14 protein-coding genes and 1 pseudogene are annotated in these 17880 nt (G+C 62.1%); 5 read left to right on the top strand and 10 right to left on the bottom strand.

From position 1 onward, the window contains the following. Positions 1 to 91: 91 nt before the first annotated feature. The 4 genes and pseudogenes from DNK06_RS04580 to DNK06_RS04565 all read left to right on the top strand — a co-directional run. Positions 92 to 1063: pseudogene (locus tag DNK06_RS04580) on the top strand (GGDEF domain-containing response regulator); the annotation flags it as partial. Continuing rightward, entirely contained in the window at positions 1060 to 1971 is a 912-nt protein-coding gene (locus tag DNK06_RS04575) for a putative 2-dehydropantoate 2-reductase (protein ID WP_131178851.1), read from the top strand. The pseudogene DNK06_RS04580 and the gene DNK06_RS04575, both read left to right, overlap by 4 nt. Before the next feature lie 46 nt (positions 1972 to 2017). After that, on the top strand, positions 2018 to 4021 hold the full coding sequence (locus DNK06_RS04570; protein ID WP_131178850.1) for a sensor histidine kinase: 2004 nt from the start codon (positions 2018 to 2020) through the stop codon (positions 4019 to 4021). 14 nt (positions 4022 to 4035) lie between these two features. Beyond that, a complete protein-coding gene (locus DNK06_RS04565; protein ID WP_131178849.1) occupies positions 4036 to 4611 on the top strand; it encodes a cob(I)yrinic acid a,c-diamide adenosyltransferase in 576 nt (191 codons plus the stop codon). On the opposite strand, the gene DNK06_RS04560 is transcribed toward DNK06_RS04565, so the two are convergent. The 7 genes from DNK06_RS04560 to DNK06_RS04530 all read right to left on the bottom strand — a co-directional run bounded on the left by DNK06_RS04560 (position 4601) and on the right by DNK06_RS04530 (position 13526). Then, positions 4601 to 5491, bottom strand: a complete 891-nt coding sequence (locus tag DNK06_RS04560) for an RluA family pseudouridine synthase (protein WP_131178848.1) — start codon at positions 5489 to 5491, stop codon at positions 4601 to 4603. The two genes, DNK06_RS04565 and DNK06_RS04560, sit on opposite strands and share 11 nt — an antisense overlap. Positions 5492 to 5512: 21 nt before the next feature. Then, the gene (locus DNK06_RS04555) at positions 5513 to 6442 is read right to left on the bottom strand and encodes an AEC family transporter (RefSeq protein ID WP_131178847.1); all 930 of its coding nucleotides are present in this window, start codon (positions 6440 to 6442) and stop codon (positions 5513 to 5515) included. A gap of 90 nt (positions 6443 to 6532) precedes the next feature. Further along, positions 6533 to 7477, bottom strand: coding sequence for a Nudix family hydrolase (locus DNK06_RS04550; RefSeq protein WP_131178846.1), 945 nt, complete (start codon positions 7475 to 7477; stop codon positions 6533 to 6535). A 2-nt stretch (positions 7478 to 7479) separates the two neighbouring features. Then, on the bottom strand, positions 7480 to 8103 hold the full coding sequence (locus tag DNK06_RS04545) for a glutathione S-transferase family protein (RefSeq protein WP_131178845.1): 624 nt from the start codon (positions 8101 to 8103) through the stop codon (positions 7480 to 7482). Positions 8104 to 8212: 109 nt separating this feature from the next. After that, the gene (gene argJ / locus DNK06_RS04540) at positions 8213 to 9430 is read right to left on the bottom strand and encodes a bifunctional glutamate N-acetyltransferase/amino-acid acetyltransferase ArgJ (RefSeq protein WP_131178844.1); all 1218 of its coding nucleotides are present in this window, start codon (positions 9428 to 9430) and stop codon (positions 8213 to 8215) included. Between the two features lie 247 nt (positions 9431 to 9677). Then, positions 9678 to 12431 (bottom strand): preprotein translocase subunit SecA, encoded by a 2754-nt coding sequence (gene secA / locus DNK06_RS04535; protein ID WP_131178843.1) that lies wholly within the window; start codon positions 12429 to 12431, stop codon positions 9678 to 9680. 168 nt (positions 12432 to 12599) lie between these two features. Continuing rightward, on the bottom strand, positions 12600 to 13526 hold the full coding sequence (locus DNK06_RS04530; RefSeq protein ID WP_131178842.1) for a M23 family metallopeptidase: 927 nt from the start codon (positions 13524 to 13526) through the stop codon (positions 12600 to 12602). A gap of 86 nt (positions 13527 to 13612) precedes the next feature. Here DNK06_RS04530 and DNK06_RS04525 point away from each other — a divergent pair, with 86 nt between their 5' ends. After that, the gene (locus DNK06_RS04525; protein ID WP_131178841.1) at positions 13613 to 14071 is read left to right on the top strand and encodes a DciA family protein; all 459 of its coding nucleotides are present in this window, start codon (positions 13613 to 13615) and stop codon (positions 14069 to 14071) included. Positions 14072 to 14322: 251 nt separating this feature from the next. Here DNK06_RS04525 and lpxC read toward each other — a convergent pair whose 3' ends face one another. The 3 genes from lpxC to ftsA all read right to left on the bottom strand — a co-directional run bounded on the left by lpxC (position 14323) and on the right by ftsA (position 17863). Next, positions 14323 to 15234, bottom strand: coding sequence for a UDP-3-O-acyl-N-acetylglucosamine deacetylase (lpxC, locus tag DNK06_RS04520; RefSeq protein WP_131178840.1), 912 nt, complete (start codon positions 15232 to 15234; stop codon positions 14323 to 14325). A 112-nt stretch (positions 15235 to 15346) separates the two neighbouring features. Further along, entirely contained in the window at positions 15347 to 16537 is a 1191-nt protein-coding gene (gene ftsZ / locus DNK06_RS04515; protein ID WP_131178839.1) for a cell division protein FtsZ, read from the bottom strand. 78 nt (positions 16538 to 16615) lie between these two features. After that, positions 16616 to 17863: a cell division protein FtsA gene (ftsA, locus tag DNK06_RS04510; RefSeq protein ID WP_131178838.1), complete on the bottom strand. Its 1248-nt coding sequence runs from the start codon at positions 17861 to 17863 to the stop codon at positions 16616 to 16618. Positions 17864 to 17880: the final 17 nt, after the last annotated feature.

The following is a 17880-nucleotide window of genomic DNA, read 5'->3' as shown; positions in this document are numbered from 1 at the left end:
AAAATTGGCGCGATCATTATATCCGCTCTGATACAGACCGTTCGGCGTTGTATTGGTTACTCCCCTCCCTCGACCCGTTTTCTTGCCAGCGAGTACCATCATGCCCAACCCCCATCTCAGCATTCTGGTGGTGGACGATGCCAAGTTCTCCAGCGCCATGATCGGCCGTGCGCTGAGTCAGGCTGGTTATCAAGACATACGCTTCGCCAGCAGTGCAGCCGAAGCCATCAGCAACCTCGAACAACGCCCCGCCAGCGTGCTGCTGGCCGACTGGTTGATGCCGGAAATGGACGGTCTTGAGCTGACCGGACGAGTGCGTCAACTCGACGAATCGGCCGAGCACTACACCTACATCATCCTGCTCACCGGCAAGGAAGGCGAAAACGTGCTGAACGAAGCCTTCGACCGCGGCGTCGATGATTTCATCAGCAAATCGGCGATGAACGAACAACTGCTGCCGCGGGTGTTCGCCGCCGACCGTCTGTGCAACACCCTGCAGCGACTGCTTCAGGAAAACGCCCTGCTGGTGCAGAACATCACCAGCCTGGAAGAGCGCAATCTGGTCGACCCGCTGACCGGTCTGGGCAACAGCCGTTACCTCAAGCAGAAACTCGCTGACAGCCTGCGCCAGGTGGAGTCGCGTGGTGGTGCGCTGTGTTACCTGCTGATTGGTCTGCAGGGCGTCGACGAATTGCGCAGCCGTCATGGTGCGGCGTTCTACAACGAGCTGCTGCGCAGCGTCGCCCGGCGCCTGCAGCAGTTGGTGCGTCCGCTGGATGTACTGGTGAGCCTGGACGACCGTCACTTCGCACTGATCACCCTGCTCGAAGATCTCCACGAGTGCTCACCGAGCAGCTTCAAGCGTCTGCACGAAGGCCTCAACCTCAAGGCCTTCAAGACCAGCGAAGGCTTTATCTCCCTCAAGGCCGGTATCGCGGTGGTCGGGATGGACGCCAAGGCGCTGCCCCTGGAACCGCAACAGCTGCTCGACCTCGCTACCCGCCTGCTTCCCGAAGCCCACTCCAGCGGCCGGGTCACCGCCGTACGCCTGCCCCCCACATGAGCTGGCACGTGCTCGGTGCAGGCAGCCTGGGCAGCCTGTGGGCCGCGCGCCTGTTCCGGGCTGGCGTGCCGGTACAACTGATCCTGCGCGATGAAAAACGCCTGGCGTCCTATCGTCAGGCTGGCGCGCTGACCCTGGTCGAGCAGGGCCAAGCCAACCGCTACGTGCTCCCTGCACACAGCCTCGACGACGACACACCCATCCCGCGTCTGCTCCTTGCGTGTAAAGCCTATGACGCAGCGAGCGCGATCGAGCGCGTCGCTCATCGCCTCGCCCCTGCCGCCGACGTGATCCTGCTGCAGAACGGCCTGGGCAGTCAGGACGAGGTGGTCGACCTGCTACCAGGCCGTCGCTGCCTGTTCGCCTCCAGCACCGAAGGTGCCTTTCGTACCGATGACTGGCACGTGGTGTTCGCCGGCCAGGGCCATACCTGGATCGGCGATCCAGCGGACGCCACGCCGCCGGCCTGGTTGGCCGATTTGCAACACAGCCACATTCCTCATACCTGGAGCCCGGATATCCTCGCGCGGCTGTGGCGCAAACTGGCACTCAACTGCGCGATCAACCCGCTGACCGTACTGCACGGCTGCCGCAACGGCGAGCTCGCGGCGTACCGTGAAGACGTCGACAGCCTGTGTGCGGAACTGACAAGTCTGTTACGCGGCTGCGGCCAGGCCGCAGCGGCCGAAAACCTCCAGGACGATGTCTGGCGGGTGATCCACGCCACCGCCGCCAATTACTCATCCATGTACCAGGATGTCGCCCAGGGCCGTCGCACCGAGGTCAGTTACCTGCTCGGTTATGCCTGCGCGGCGGGCGCCCGAGCGGGGCTGCAACTGCCGCAATTAGAGGCCGTGCAGCAGCGCCTGCTCGCCCACCTGGACGCCCGCGGATTGCCGCGCCATTGAGTCACGCGCTAACCTGCCCCCTCACCTGCCACCACGACAAAGCCCCATGCGCCTGCGCCATCGCCTGAAGAATCTCCCCGTTGGCCGTAAACTGCTCGCCGCCCTGCTGGTGCTGCTGGCAGCGGTGCTGGTGGTGGCCAACCTGACCTTCATCAGTGCGGCCTACTGGATTTCCCAGGAAAGCGTCGCGCCCCAGGCCTTGCAGACCCTCAGTCGACTGATCGCCAGCCCGGCCCTGAGCCGCGAAGCCCTGAGCTCGCCCCAGGCCGCGGGCGACCTGCTCAAACGCCTGGATGGTTATGCGCCGCTACGTGCGGCGGTGATCTACGACGCCCACGGCGACAGCCTGGCGCAATTGCAGCGCGGCGAAAAGCTGCAGTTGCCATCACGGGTGGACGACCTGGAGAACTGGCGCCTCAGCGAATTTCGCGCCAATCAGCTGGTCGAGTTGCCACAGGTCGACGCACCGCCGGGCTACCTGCTGCTGGTCGCTTCCAGTGAGCTACCCGGCGCGTTCTACACCGGCACGGTCACCGCCAGTCTGGTGATCCTCGGTTTCAGCCTGGTGCTGTGGCTGCTGGTAGCGCGGCAGATCCGTCGCCTGATTACCAGCCCGATCAAGCGCCTGGAAGAACTGACCCGTCAGGTCACCCGCGAAGAGAACTACTCGCTACGCGCCCGGCGCGGCAACCAGGATGAAATCGGCAGCCTGGCCGAGGCCTTCAATACCATGCTGACGCGTATCGAAGCCCGCGAACAACAGCTCAAGCGGGCTCGTGACGACTCCGAAGAAGCCTACAACCAGGCCCAGGGCCTGGCCGAGGAAACCCGCCTGTCGAACCGCAAGCTGGAACTCGAAGTGCAGGTGCGCAGCAAGATCGAGAAGAAGCTCACCGGCTTCCAGAACTACCTCAACAGCATCATCGACTCCATGCCCTCGGCGCTGATCGCCCTTGACGAGCAGCTCTACGTGGCGCAGTGGAACCAGGAAGCCAGCGCCCTCTCCGGCACTTCCCTGGACGAAGCGGTTAACCAGCCGGTGTTTCTCGCCTTTCCGCTGCTCAAACCCTACCTGTCCAAACTCAAGCGCACGGCCGAGCAGCACCGGGTGGAGAAGATCGAACGGGTCACCTGGATTCGCGACGACGAGCCACACCACTATGCCCTGACCTTCTATCCGCTGATCGGCAGCATTGGCCGCGGCGTGGTGATCCGTATCGACGACATCACCCAGCGCCTGAACCTGGAAGAGGTGATGGTGCAGTCGGAGAAGATGCTCTCCGTGGGCGGCCTGGCTGCCGGCATGGCCCACGAGATCAACAACCCCCTCGGCGCCATTCTGCACAACGTGCAGAACATCCGCCGACGCCTGTCACCGGAGCTGCCGCGCAACCAGGAGCAAGCCGAACTGGCCGGCGTCAGTTTGCCTGCCATCGACGAATACCTGACGGCACGGGAAATCCCCATGCTGCTCGACGGCATTCAGCAAGCCGGCACCCGTGCTTCCAAGATCGTTACCCACATGCTCAGTTTCAGCCGTCTGAGCAACCGCCAACTGGCGCCCTGCCAGTTGCCCGCGTTGATCGACCAGGCCGTGGAGATCGCCAGCAACGACTTCGACCTGACCGAAAGTTTCGACTTCAAGAGCCTACTGATTCAGCGCGAGTTCAACCCGGCACTGGGGCCAATTCCCGGAATCGCCAACGAGCTGGAACAGGTGCTGCTCAACCTGCTGAAGAACGCCGCCCAGGCCATTCACCAGCGCGATGACGACAGCGTCCCGGGCAAGATCATCCTGCGTACGCGCCTGGCACCGCCATGGGCCGAAGTCCAGGTGGAAGACAACGGCGTGGGCATCCCGGAGGCCGTGCGCAAGCGCATCTTCGAGCCGTTCTTCACCACCAAGGAAGTCGGTCAGGGCACCGGCCTGGGCCTTTCCGTCTCGTACTTCATTGTCACCAACAACCACAAGGGACAGATGGAAGTGCAATCACGCACCGGCCAGGGCACCTGCTTCACCCTGCGCCTGCCCATCGGTGTCAGTAGCTGAACCACGGAGACCCTATGGGTTATCGACTCTCGAAAATCTACACACGCACCGGCGATACCGGTGAAACCGGGCTGGCCGACGGCCGCCGGGTCGGCAAGGATCACCCGCGCATCGAAGCCATAGGTGAGGTGGACACGCTGAACAGTCAGCTCGGCCTGTTGCTGGCCGAGCTGATAGAGCAGCAGAGCCACAGTCCGGCGCTTGCCGAACTGATCGATGTGCTGTCGCCCTGTCAGCACCGTCTGTTCGACCTGGGTGGCGAGTTGGCGATGCCGGACTACCAGGCGCTGCAAGCAGTCGAGATCGAGCGCCTGGAAGCGGCCATCGATCTCTGGAACGAGGAAGTCGGCCCGCTGACGAACTTCATCCTGCCCGGCGGCTCCCGTCTGATCGCCCAGGCCCACCTGTGCCGCAGTACTGCACGGGGTGCCGAACGGCGTTGCGGGCAGCTCAATGCGATCGAGCCCCTGCGCGGCGAGCTGCTGGCCTATATCAACCGATTGTCCGATCTGCTGTTCGTGGCGGCGCGGCTGATCGCCAGGCGCCAGGGGATCGACGAAGTGCTCTGGCAGGCGGCCGCTAAAGCCTGAGGCCGCTCTCGAAACGCCGAAGCTCGCCGCTCAACGGATCGGCAAACGACAAGCCGCGGGCCAATAGCTTCAGCGGCCGGCTGTAGTCGTCGGGATCGCCTTCGTTGCTGCTCACCTCGGGATAGAAGGGATCGTTGAGGATCGGCGCCCCCAGCGCCGCCATGTGTACCCGCAGTTGGTGCTTCTTGCCGGTAACCGGTTCGAGACCGTAAAGCCAGCAATCACCGCGTACCTCGATCACCTCGATTCGCGTCCGGGTATTGGCCGGGCCCGGCGCTTCGCGCATGCGAAAGAACGGCTCACCCGCCTCGAAACGGGTCTCGCGCAGCAACGGAAACTGCAGGTGTGGCAACGGTGCTGCCAGCGCCTCGTAACGCTTGTCGATGTTTCGCTCACGAAACAGCGCCTGGTAACGACCGCGGCTCTGCGGGTTGGTGGAGAACAGCACCAGCCCGGCAGTGTGTCGATCGATACGGTGCAGCGGCACCAGGTCGGCATTGCCGGTGCGCTTGACCAGTCGCGCCAGCAGGGTCTGCTCGACATAGGCGCCAGCCGGTATCACCGACAGGAAGTGCGGCTTGTCGGCGACCAGCAGGTGCTCGTCGACGTGCAGGATCGTCTCTTCGAAAGGAATCTGCGGCTCGGCCGGTACCTCGCGAAAGTAATGCACACGCAAGCCGACCCGGTAAGGGTGATCGATACCGATGGGCGCTCCATCCGCATCCAGCACCCGCCCCCGCATCACACGCTCCAGCCAGACTTCCCGTGAAATCGCCGGGAAGTGCGCGCACAGGCAGTCGAGCACAGTCGTCCACGGGCCTGCCGGCAGATGCAAGGTGCTGGGGCGCAGGGTGGTTGGCGGGTAATCGGATACGGACATGCGAGGGCTCCAGACGCGGTTTCAGGGCGCGATCAGGTACAGACAGATCGACAGCGTCACCAGCGACCCCAAGGTCGACAACAGGATGGTGCTCGACACCTGAGAGCCCTCACGACGGTAGAACTCGGCGAGCATGAATGGCCCGGTGCCGGTCGGCAACGCGCTGAGCAGCAGCGCGGCATGAGCCCATAAGGGCGGCAGGCGGAAAACGTAAACGGCCAGCACCCAGGTGATCATCGGGTGAGCGATCAGCTTGATCAGCACCAGGCTGGTACCGCGCTCTTTCGGCCCGTCATGCTTGTGCGCCAGGAACAGGCCCAGAGCGATCAACGCACAGGGGCCGGTAGCGGCGGCGAGCAGCTTGAGAAACTGATGCAACGGTTCTGGCAGCGGCTGCGCCGTCGCGGCCCACAATGCACCGAGCAGCGGGGCCATGACGATGGGGTTCTTCAGCAGGGCGATGAAAACCTTGCGCACGGCCAGCAGGACGCTCTTCTCATTCTGCAGGCCCACCTCGATGCACACCACCGAGAGGGCGAACAGCACGCAGATGACGATCAGACACGCGATCAGCGCCGGCTCCATACCGGCCTCGCCGAACACCAGCAGACATAGCGGGATGCCCATGTAACCGGTATTCGCGTAGGACGCACTGAGCCCCTGCACACTGGCATCTGCCAGGCTACCGGTACGGCGCAGACGCCATAGCAGCACCACGGCAAAGACCCCCAGGGTGGCGATGCCGTACGCGAGGATGAAGCCTGGTTGCCAGATCTCGTCCCAGACGACTGTCGCCATGGCCTCGAACAGCAGCGCCGGTAGACACAGCCAGACCACCATGCGGTTTATTTCGGATGCCGCACTGGAGCCAAGCAGACCCAGCCGTCGACAGGCGAAGCCCGCGAGGATCAGCGCAAAAATCGGCAGGATGACATTGAAAACCGAGGCCATGGGCCGGAGAACTCTTAGCGAAAACGGGACGACGCAGGGTAGGTGCTGCCGCCGTCCAGTACAAGCGGCGGCGCGGTCGTGCTGAAACGTCTAGCGCTCAGGCCAGAAAGCCCGAATCCCGGCTACACCCTGCGCGCCGGCCTGCCAGGCCTGCTCGCTGTGTTGCGGGCCGACTCCACCGAGCAGATAGCAGGGCTGGTTGAAGCGCTGCAGAAGCTCGCCGGCCTGCTCCCAACCCAAGGGTTGCGCATCGGGGTGGCTCTGGGTCGCCTGCAGTGGCGACAGGGTGACGAAATCAGCACCGATCTGCGTTGCCAGCTGCAATTCTTCAGCGCTATGGCAGGAAGCCGCCAGCCAACGGTCTGCCGCTAGCGGGCGGCCCCTGGCGGCATATTTGCGCAATTGTTCGGCCGTCAGGTGCCAACCCGCAGCGGGAAAATCCCCCAACCACTCCAACGGCCCCTTGAGCATCAATTGCGCCTTTCCGGCGCACAGGCCCTGGATATCGACGGCAAGATCCCGGTACTGGGCATCGAACATCGCCGGCGCACGCAACTGGATCAAACGCACGCCACGACCGATGGCTGCACGAATGCCAGCCAGCAGCTCGGGGCCGTCCAGGCCGTCCGGGGTAATCAGGTAGTGCTCGGGCAAACGCGCGGCTGCGACGATCGGCCGGTTGGCTGCCGGAAACACGTAGTCGCCCAGTTGCCGCGCACTCACCCAGGCCAGCGGCTGGCCTTCGGCGCCGTGTGGCTCGCCACTGAAACGGCTGACCTCCCAGACGTCGAGCAACACATGCTTGTCGGCATAGTCGTGGCGTACCTGGATCAGCGGCCGTGCGGTTTCCGGGCGGATACCCAATTCCTCTTCCAGCTCGCGGGACAAAGCCGCCAGCACGGCCTCGCCCTCCTCGACCTTGCCACCCGGGAACTCCCAGAGTCCGCCCTGATGCTTGTCATCGGGACGCTTGGCGATGAGGATGCGGCCATCATCACCGCGAATCACCGCTGCCGCTACATGCACGCGCTTCACATTCACTCCTTCAAGGCTGCCTGCAGCCAGCGCTGGAATGCCGGCCACTGAAAAATGGTGTCCACATAGGCCGCGGCGTCTTCCGGCAATTGCACGGCATAGCTGCGCAGCCGGCTGGCAACCGGAGCGAAGTAGGCATCGGCGATGCTGACCTGGCCGAACAGATACGGCCCGTTCTGGCCAAAACGCTGACGGCAATCTGCCCACAAGGCAACGATGCGCTGGATGTCGCTCTGCACGTCGTCAGCGATGCTGGCCAGCGGCGCATTACGCTGCATGTCCATCGGCATATGGCTGCGCAGCGCACCAAAACCGCTGTGCATTTCCGCACAGACGGAGCGTGCCATGGCACGAGCCGCTACGTCGCGCGGCCACAGGGCGGATTCGGGAAAACGCTCGGCAAGGTATTCGGCGATGGCCAGGGAATCCCAGATCACCCCAGCGTCGGTCTTGAGCACCGGCACCTTGGCCGTCGGCGACTGGCTCAGCAGACGGGCATGGCTATCGGCCGCATATAGCGGTACCAGGGTTTCCACATAAGCGGCGCCACTGAGTTCGATCGCCAGCCAGCCACGCAGCGACCAGGACGAGTAGTTCTTGTTGCCTATGACCAGTTCCAATGACATGAGCGCTCTCCATCTGCCATGAATACTCACGCAGCTTCCGCCGTGATCGGCCCGATAGCAAATTCCCCTCGTTCATGGGGCCATGCACGAGGGGAATACGGGCTCTGGATCAGGTGCGGTACTCGGCGTTGATCCTCACGTACTCGTGAGACAGATCGGTGGTCCAGATGGTTTCGCTACAGGTGCCGCGGCCCAGTTCGATGCGGATGGTGATCTCCTCTTCGGCCATCACCGCCGAGCCCTGCTCTTCGGTGTAGCTGGAAGCACGGCAGCCCTTGCTGGCGATGCATACGTCGCCAAGGAACACGTCGATCTTGCTGACGTCGAGCTGCGCCACACCGGCGCGGCCAACGGCGGCGAGAATACGCCCCCAGTTGGGGTCGGAAGCGAACAGTGCGGTCTTGATCAATGGCGAGTGAGCCACTGCGTAACCGACGTCCAGGCACTCCTGGTGGGTGGCCCCGCCATTGACCTGCACGGTGACGAACTTGGTCGCGCCTTCACCGTCACGCACGATGGCCTGGGCCACGTCCATGCACACCTCGAACACCGCCTGTTTGAGCGCCGCGAACAGCGCGCCGCTGGCCTGGGTGATTTCCGGCAGTGCCGCCTGACCGGTGGCGATCAGCATGCAGCAGTCGTTGGTCGAGGTGTCGCCGTCGATGGTGATGCGGTTGAACGACTTGTTCGCCGCGTCGCGCAGCAGATCCTGCAGCACGCCCTGGGCGACTTTGGCGTCGGTGGCGATATAGCCGAGCATGGTAGCCATGTTCGGTTTGATCATGCCCGCACCCTTGCTGATGCCGGTCACGGTGACCGTCACGCCTTCATGGTTGAACTGACGGCTGGCGCCTTTGGGCAGGGTATCGGTGGTCATGATGCCGGTAGCGGCATCGGCCCAGTTGTTCACGGAGAGGTTGTCCAGAGCCGCCTGCAGCGCGCCCTCGATCTTTTCCACCGGCAGCGGCTCACCGATCACGCCCGTGGAGAACGGCAGCACTTCGCTTTCATCCACGTCCGCCAGACTGGCCAGACTGGCGCAGGTACGAATGGCATTCTGCAACCCCGGCTCACCGGTGCCGGCATTGGCGTTGCCGGTGTTGGTGAGCAGGTAGCGCACACTGCCGGACACGCGCTTCTTGGCCAGAATCACCGGCGCCGCGCAGAACGCATTGAGGGTGAACACGCCCGCCACGCTGCTACCTTCGGCACAACGCATCACCACCACATCCTTGCGCCCCGGGCGCTTGATGCCGGCAGAGGCGATGCCCAGCTCGAAACCTGGAACCGGGTGCAGGGTAGACAGCGGGCCAAGACCAACAGCCATGGGAAAGCTCCTCGAATTAGGTGGAATTGCACAGCGTGTTCGATGCGAAAACGCCGCGAAGGGGTAGACCCTTCGCGGCGTTTGGACGTTACAGCCAGCTCAGGATCAGAACCAGTTCACGACCTTGCGAGCTAGAGCCATGCCAGGCGAAAACAGGCGAGGACGCGGAGTGTACTTTTGTACATGAGCAGTCCGAGCCTGTTTTCAACGCCGCAGGGCCGACGCGTAGCTAGTCGTGGGCAGGTTCTCAGTTGACCTGACCGTGGCAATGCTTGTACTTCTTGCCGGAACCGCACGGGCAGAGCTCGTTGCGACCGATCTTCTGCTCGGCACGCACCGGTGCAGTGGCAACGGCGACATCGCCACCATCCTGCGCTTCGGCTTCAGGCTCTTCGAGCGCAGAAACTTCGGCATGCTGGAACTGCATGCGCTGGGCCAACGCTTCGGCATCGCGACGCAGACGGGCTTCTTCCTCGGCCGGATCTTCGCGGCGAACCTGAACGTGCGAGAGCACGCGGATGGCATCGCGTTTGATCGAATCCAGCAATTCCTGGAACAGGGTGAAGGACTCGCGCTTGTATTCCTGCTTCGGGTTCTTCTGGGCGTAGCCACGCAGGTGGATACCGTGACGCAGGTGATCCATCGTCGACAGGTGATCCTTCCACAGGTCGTCGAGCACACGCAGCAGAATTTGCTTCTCGAAGGTACGCAGCGCCTCGGCGCTGGCCTGGGTTTCCTTCTCGTTGTAAGCCTCGACCAGCTCCTTGAGGATCCGCTCGCGCAGCGTGTCCTCGTACAGTTTGTCGTCTTCGTCGAGCCACTGCTGGATCGGCAGACGCAGGTTGAAGCCCGCGTACAGCGCCTCTTCCAGACCTGCGATGTCCCACTGCTCGGGCAGCGACTGCGGTGGCATGTGCGCGTTGATGGTGTTGTCCAGCACTTCCCTGCGAAAGTCCTCGATGGTCTCGCCAACATTGTCGGCGGTCAGCAAGGTGTTGCGCATGTGGTAGATCACCTTGCGCTGCTCGTTGGCCACGTCGTCGAACTCGAGCAGTTGCTTACGCATGTCGAAGTTACGGCCCTCGACCTTGCGCTGCGCCTTCTCGATGGCGTTGGTCACCATGCGGTGCTCGATGGCCTCGCCGGGCTGCATGCCCAATGCCTTCATGAAGTTCTTCACCCGATCGGAGGCGAAGATACGCATCAGGCTGTCTTCCAGCGACAGGTAGAAGCGGCTGGAACCGGCGTCACCCTGGCGACCGGCACGACCACGCAACTGGTTGTCGATACGGCGCGACTCGTGACGCTCGGACGCGATCACGTGCAGACCGCCGGATTCCAGAACCTGCTGGTGGCGTTTCTGCCAATCGGCCTTGATCTGCGCAACCTGCTCCTCGGTGGGCGGCTCCTGGCTGGAAAGCTCCAGCGCGGCGACTTCCACTTCCCAGTTGCCGCCCAACAGGATGTCGGTACCACGACCGGCCATGTTGGTAGCGATGGTCAGCGCGCCTGGGCGACCGGCCTGGGCAATGATCTCGGCTTCCTTTTCGTGGAACTTGGCGTTGAGCACCTTGTGCTCGATGCCTTCCTGTTCCAGCAACCGCGACATGTACTCGGACGTTTCGATGGTCGCGGTGCCGACCAGGATCGGCCGGCCCTGGGCCTGGCACTCCTTGATGTCGTTGATGATCGCCGCGTACTTCTCTTCCTGGGTCAGGTAGACCAGATCGTTGAAGTCCTTACGGGAAACCGGCTTGTTGGTCGGGATCACCATCACATCCAGACTGTAGATCTGGCGGAATTCGAAGGCTTCGGTGTCAGCGGTACCGGTCATCCCGGACAGTTTCTTGTACAGGCGGAAGTAGTTCTGGAAGGTGGTCGAAGCCAGGGTCTGGCTCTCGGCCTGGATATTCACGCCTTCCTTCGCCTCGATGGCCTGATGCAGACCTTCGGACAAACGACGGCCCTGCATGGTACGACCGGTGTGCTCGTCGATCAGGATGACCTGGCCGTTCTGCACGATATATTCGACGTTGCGCTGGAACAGGGTGTGAGCGCGCAGGCCTGCGTACACGTGGGTCAGCAAGCCCAGATTGTGCGCCGAATAAAGGCTCTCGCCCTCGGCCAGCAGACCGTTCTGGGCCAGCATGTCTTCGATGTACTGGTGGCCTTCCTCGTTGAGTTCGACCTGGCGGCTCTTCTCGTCGACCTTGTAGTGGCCCTGTTGAGTGACCACGCCTTCTTCTTCCTCGATGTGCAGCTTGAGGCAAGGAATCAGTTTGTTGATTTCGATGTACATCTTGGAGCTGTCTTCAGCCTGACCGGAGATGATCAGCGGCGTACGAGCTTCGTCGATGAGGATCGAATCGACTTCGTCGATCACGGCGAAATTCAGCTCGCGCTGGAATTTCTCTTCCACGCTGAACGCCATGTTGTCGCGCAGGTAGTCGAAACCGAATTCATTGTTGGTGCCGTAGGTGATGTCGGCGGCATAGGCAGCACGCTTTTCATCCGGCGGCATGAACGGGGTGACGATACCGACCGACAGGCCGAGGAACTCATACAGCGGACGCATCCAGTTGGCGTCGCGGCGGGCCAGGTAGTCGTTGACCGTGACCACGTGCACGCCTTTGCCTTCCAGTGCGTTGAGGTAAACGGCCAGAGTACCGACCAGGGTTTTACCTTCACCGGTACGCATCTCGGCGATCTTGCCTTCGTGCAGGGCCATACCACCGATCAACTGGACGTCGAAGTGACGCATGCCCATCACGCGTTTGCCGGCCTCGCGGGCGACGGCGAAGGCCTCGGGCAACAGTTGATCCAGGGTTTCGCCTTTGGCCAGGCGGGCCTTGAATTCTTCGGTCTTGGCGCGCAGTTGCTCATCGGAGAGCGCGAGCATCTGCTCCTCGAATGCATTGACGGTCTGAACCGCCTTGAGCAGGCGCTTGACCTCACGCTCGTTCTTGCTTCCAAAGAGTTTTTTCAACAAAGGCGCAAACATATCGACAGGATCTTCCACGCTATGGATGGAGGGCGGCCCCGTGAGGCGCCCATGCAGCCCTTATGGCTGCGTGCAAAGGGGCATTCTACCCGGAAAAGGACTTGAGGAAAGCTGCGTTATTGGCACAGGGCCATTGGTCGATGCATGAGGCCGACCGCTACGGTCTGCTCATTCCCCGTCGCTGACTCGCGCAATGTAACTGTGCGGATTGATCAGTTGCCCATTACGGCTGACTTCGAAATGAACATGATTGCCGGTCGAACGCCCGGTGCTGCCCACCGTCGCGATGGTCTGACCACGTTGCACCAGATCACCGACCTGCACGCGGTTGTCGCGATTGTGGGCGTACAAGGTCACATAACCATCGGCGTGACTGATTTCCACGGTGTTGCCATAACCGTTACGGCGGCCGGCGAAAGTCACCACGCCTGCGCCAACAGCGACCACGTCACTGCCCCCCTTGGCGGCAAAATCCACACCCTTGTGCACGCTGATACGACCGGTCAGCGGATCGACACGACGGCCGAACGGCGAAGATATATAACCCTGCAACACCGGATGCCCGGACAGCATCACGGCCTCGTCGATACGACGATCCGCCAGCAGTTGTTCCAGCACTTCAAGCTGCTGTTCTCGGCTGTCCATGCGCAGCGCCAGCTCATCCAGCGTGCTCATGAATGGCGGCGGTGCATAGGCGGCGCCACCGAGGAGTTCTTCGGGACCACCCTGGCCGACGCTTAGAGAGAAGTCGAATTCACTGGCATCCAGCTCCGCCAGTTCGGTAAGCCGCTCACCCAATGCATCGAGCCGGGTCAGTCGAGCCTGCAACTCGGCGACGTGTGCAGCGAAGGCATCCAGCTGACGCTGGGCATTGATACGTACCGCGCCGACTTCGTCACGCTGGGCATCCAGCGCCTGAGTGACCTCGATGCTTTCCGGTATGCCCGCTGCATTCGGTGCCAGCCAGGCGCCCACCGCAGCGCCACCGCCGACTGCGACAGCGATCAGCAGCGCCAGGGCAAGCACCAGCCAACGCAGATCGAGACTGAGCGAGCGCGCGGCGCCGTGGCGTCGACTGAGCAAAATGATGTGCATGACATCCCCATGTAAAAAAGAGGAACCAGAAGTGGTCAGCAAGGTTCTGCTAACATGACGGTTCCAAAAGTCGCAGGCTTCCCGCCATGAGTTTTCGTCCTTTGCCGGCCAAGGCTCCCGCCGCACTGCTGCGCGAGGCGAAGCCACTGAAAGCCCTGTTCAATCAGGCTCAGCGGATCGATCACCTGCAGCAGTTGCTGGAAAGCCAACTGCAACCAGCCGCACGGGAACATTGCCACGTGGCGTCCTGGCGAGAAGGCTGTCTACTTCTAATCGTCACCGACGGCCACTGGGCCACCCGGTTGCGCTATCAACAGCGACGCCTGCAGAGGCAGTTGCAAGCGCTCGAAACGTTCGCGACCTTAACGAAAATTCTCTTCAAGGTGCAACCTCCCAGTACCGAAAGGCGTGAACCCGGTCGCCCTTTCGAACTTTCCGACAGCGCCGCAGACAGCATTCAGGCAACCGCTGATGGCGTCAGCGATCCGCGCCTGCGTGAGGCCCTGGAGCGCCTGGCCAGCCATCGCCGACGTAGCGATTCGTAAAACGGGTCAAGCTGTTACCGGCCCAATCGGTGGCAGACGAAGAACGTCGACCCTCCTGCTCCAGTGCCTCTTGGCTGCGCTGAATGCTGCCCGGCAGCGCCCATGCGTGAGCAAAAACACGGGCACAAAAAATGGCCGGGAGCAATTTTTGACGTCGCTCCGCGACGGCCCGTAGGGTTGCTGCCAGGGATGGCAGGCAACAAAAAAAGGCCACCCGGAGGTGGCCTTGAAGATAAAGCAAGGAGAGTGTCTTACACCGCCGCAACCGGGCGCATGTAGGAAATCGGTGCAGCATCGGCGTCTTCGAAAGTGACCACTTCCCAAGCGTCCGGCTGTGCGATCAAGGCGCGCAGCAGGCGATTGTTCAGGCCGTGGCCGGATTTGTAGCCGCGGAATTCACCGATCAGGCTGTTGCCGAGCAGATAAAGGTCACCAATCGCATCGAGAATCTTGTGCCTGACGAATTCGTCCTCGTAACGCAGGCCGTCTTCGTTGAGTACACGGAATTCGTCCACCACGATGGCGTTGTCCACGCTGCCGCCAAGTGCCAGGTTCTGCGAACGCAGGAACTCGATGTCGCGCATGAAGCCGAAGGTGCGCGCACGGCTGACTTCCTTGACGAACGAAGTGCTGGAGAAATCCACACTCGCGGTCTTGGTACGGTCGTGAAACACCGGGTGGTCGAAGTCGATCTCGAAGCTCACCTTGAAGCCTTCGAACGGGACGAAGGTGGCGCGCTTGTCGCCGTCCGTCACGGTCACTTCACGGGTGATGCGGATGAACTTCTTGGGGGCGTCCTGCTCTTGCAGACCAGCCGACTGAATCAGGAAAACGAAGGGTCCAGCACTGCCATCCATGATCGGCACTTCACATGCAGAGAGCTCGACATAGGCGTTATCGATGCCCAGACCGGCCATGGCCGAAAGCAGGTGCTCTACCGTATCCACCTTGACATCACCATTGACCAACGTGGTCGACATGGTGGTTTCACCGACGTTCAGGGCGTAACCGACAACCTCTACTACGGGGTTGAGGTCGGTGCGACGGAACACGATGCCGGTATCCACCGGAGCCGGCTTCAGGGTCAGGTAAACCTTTTCCCCGGAGTGCAGGCCGATACCCGTGGCGCGGATGATGTTCTTCAGGGTGCGTTGTCTGATCATTGCTCTGGCCGCTATAGCGCTAGGTGCGAATTGTTTTCAACAAAGGCTGGCGATAATAGCAGAACCAACCTTTGCTGAACACCAATCGCCCTTATACTCCTGATAGATTTCATCAATCTGCCTGACGACGCAGAAACGCCGGAATGTCCAGATAATCCAGGTCATCCTGAGGATTCATCTTCGCCGCAGTGGCTGCGCCACCATGGCTCTGACGCTGTACGGTCGGGCGCTCGTAATCCTTGTAGTTGACGTTCTGCTCGCTGCGAACCGGGGCAGCTACGGGTGCGGTGGGCTGAGCGGCAGCGACCTGAACGGTGTTGTCGACGACCTTGACCGGCTTCTCGATGCGCGCCCCCAGACCGGTAGCGACAACGGTCACGTGCAGCTCGTCGCGCATGTCCGGATCGATGACGGTACCCACCTTGACGGTAGCGTGCTCGGAAGCGAACTGTTCGATGATGTTACCCACATCGGAGTATTCACCCAGGGACAGATCAGGGCCTGCGGTGATATTCACCAGGATGCCGCGAGCGCCTTGCAGGTTGACGTCTTCCAGCAACGGATTGCGGATGGCCGCCTCGGTGGCTTCGCGAGCACGGTTGGGACCGCTGGCGCAGCCGGTGCCCATCATTGCCATGCCCATTTCGCTCATCACGGTTTTCACGTCGGCGAAGTCGACGTTGATCATGCCAGGACGCTTGATGATGTCGGAGATGCCACGTACGGCGCCGGACAGCACGTCATCTGCCTTGGAAAAGGCGGACAGCAGGCTGGCGTCTTTGCCGAGGATGGTCAGCAGTTTTTCGTTGGGGATGGTGATCAGCGAATCGACGCTTTCCTGCAGCGCACGGATGCCTTCATCGGCGATCTGCATGCGCTTGCGGCCCTCGAACGGGAACGGACGGGTCACGACCGCAACGGTCAGGATGCCCATTTCCTTGGCCACTTCGGCGATCACCGGCGCAGCACCGGTACCGGTACCGCCACCCATGCCCGTGGTGATGAAGACCATGTCGCAGCCCTGCAGCACTTCGGCGATACGCTCACGATCTTCCAGAGCCGCCTGACGGCCGACTTCCGGGTTGGCGCCAGCGCCCAGCCCCTTGGTCACACCTGTGCCGAGTTGCAGCACGGTGCGTGCACCGATGTTCTTGAGTGCCTGGGCATCCGTGTTGGCGCAAATGAATTCGACGCCTTCGATGTTGCTCTTGGCCATGTGATTGACGGCGTTGCCACCACCACCACCGACACCGATTACCTTGATGACCGCGCTTTGCGGAAGGTTGTCTACGAGTTCAAACATGGTATCTCTCCTGTACTTTCTAGTTTTAACGCCTACTGCTGATGACGCCGCACACGCCCGTGCACGCGCCGCCCAACATTAGAAATTGCCCTGGATCCAGCGTTTGAGCCGCTCCAGCACCGGGGTTTTCGTTTCATCGCCGTAGCCACCGTTTCCGGGCATCGGGATGTCGTCGGACTGCTTGCGCAGCCCGTACATCAACAGGCCAACGCCCGTCGAATAAATGGGATTGCGCACCACATCACTGAGCCCCTTGACGCTATGGGGCACGCCGAGGCGCACCGGCATATGGAAGATTTCTTCGGCCAGTTCGATCGCGCCTTCCATCTTCGCCGTGCCACCGGTGAGCACGATGCCCGCCGGGATCAGGTCTTCGTAGCCGCTGCGACGCAGCTCGGCCTGGATCAGGGTGAACAGTTCGTCGTAACGCGGCTCGACCACTTCGGCCAGGGACTGGCGCGACAGGTCGCGCGGCGGACGGTCGCCCACGCTCGGTACCTTGATGGTTTCGCCAGCGCCAGCCAGCTTGGCCAGGGCGCAGGCGTAACGGATCTTGATCTCCTCGGCGTACTGGGTCGGGGTACGCAACGCCATGGCGATGTCGTTGGTGACCTGGTCGCCGGCGATCGGGATCACCGCGGTGTGGCGGATCGCACCTTCGGTAAAGATGCAGATGTCGGTGGTGCCACCACCGATGTCGACCAGGCACACACCCAGTTCCTTCTCGTCGTCGGTCAGCACCGCATACGCGGAAGCGAGCTGCTCGAGGATGATGTCGTCGACTTCCAGACCGCAGCGGCGTACGCACTTCTCGATGTTCTGCGCCGCGTTCACTGCACAGGTCACCACGTGCACCTTGGCTTCCAGGCGCACGCCGGACATGCCCAGGGGCTCACGGACACCTTCCTGGTTATCGATCACGTAATCCTGCGGCAAGGTATGCAGCACGCGCTGGTCGGCCGGAATGGCCACGGCCTGGGCGGCGTCGAGCACACGCTCCAGGTCGGCGCTGCTGACCTCACGGTCGCGGATGGCGACAATGCCGTGGCTGTTGAGGCTACGGATGTGATTGCCCGCCACGCCGACGAACGCCGAGTGGATACGGCAACCCGCCATCAGTTGGGCCTCTTCGACCGCACGCTGGATCGAGGCCACCGTGGACTCGATATTGACCACCACGCCCTTCTTCAGGCCGCGCGACGGATGGGTACCGATACCGACGATTTCCAGCTGACCATCAGCGGTCACTTCGCCCACCAGCGCCACCACCTTGGAGGTGCCAATGTCGAGACCAACGATCATCTTGCCGCTCTGCACGTTTGCCATGACTCTTGCCTTCTCTC

Source organism: Phytopseudomonas daroniae (assembly GCF_004327285.1).
Taxonomy (GTDB): domain Bacteria; phylum Pseudomonadota; class Gammaproteobacteria; order Pseudomonadales; family Pseudomonadaceae; genus Aquipseudomonas; species Aquipseudomonas daroniae.
This window is presented reverse-complemented; position numbering and strand designations above follow the sequence as displayed.

Bases quoted from the DNA above. Each gene is read 5' to 3' on its own strand.
- DNK06_RS04575 (WP_131178851.1), top strand. From the start codon at position 1,060: ATGAGCTGGCACGTGCTCGGTGCAGGCAGCCTGGGCAGCCTGTGGGCC.
- DNK06_RS04570 (WP_131178850.1), top strand. From the start codon at position 2,018: ATGCGCCTGCGCCATCGCCTGAAGAATCTCCCCGTTGGCCGTAAACTG.
- DNK06_RS04565 (WP_131178849.1), top strand. From the start codon at position 4,036: ATGGGTTATCGACTCTCGAAAATCTACACACGCACCGGCGATACCGGT.
- DNK06_RS04560 (WP_131178848.1), bottom strand. From the start codon at position 5,491: ATGTCCGTATCCGATTACCCGCCAACCACCCTGCGCCCCAGCACCTTG.
- DNK06_RS04555 (WP_131178847.1), bottom strand. From the start codon at position 6,442: ATGGCCTCGGTTTTCAATGTCATCCTGCCGATTTTTGCGCTGATCCTC.
- DNK06_RS04545 (WP_131178845.1), bottom strand. From the start codon at position 8,103: ATGTCATTGGAACTGGTCATAGGCAACAAGAACTACTCGTCCTGGTCG.
- argJ (WP_131178844.1), bottom strand. From the start codon at position 9,430: ATGGCTGTTGGTCTTGGCCCGCTGTCTACCCTGCACCCGGTTCCAGGT.
- secA (WP_131178843.1), bottom strand. From the start codon at position 12,431: ATGTTTGCGCCTTTGTTGAAAAAACTCTTTGGAAGCAAGAACGAGCGT.
- DNK06_RS04530 (WP_131178842.1), bottom strand. From the start codon at position 13,526: ATGCACATCATTTTGCTCAGTCGACGCCACGGCGCCGCGCGCTCGCTC.
- DNK06_RS04525 (WP_131178841.1), top strand. From the start codon at position 13,613: ATGAGTTTTCGTCCTTTGCCGGCCAAGGCTCCCGCCGCACTGCTGCGC.
- lpxC (WP_131178840.1), bottom strand. From the start codon at position 15,234: ATGATCAGACAACGCACCCTGAAGAACATCATCCGCGCCACGGGTATC.
- ftsZ (WP_131178839.1), bottom strand. From the start codon at position 16,537: ATGTTTGAACTCGTAGACAACCTTCCGCAAAGCGCGGTCATCAAGGTA.
- ftsA (WP_131178838.1), bottom strand. From the start codon at position 17,863: ATGGCAAACGTGCAGAGCGGCAAGATGATCGTTGGTCTCGACATTGGC.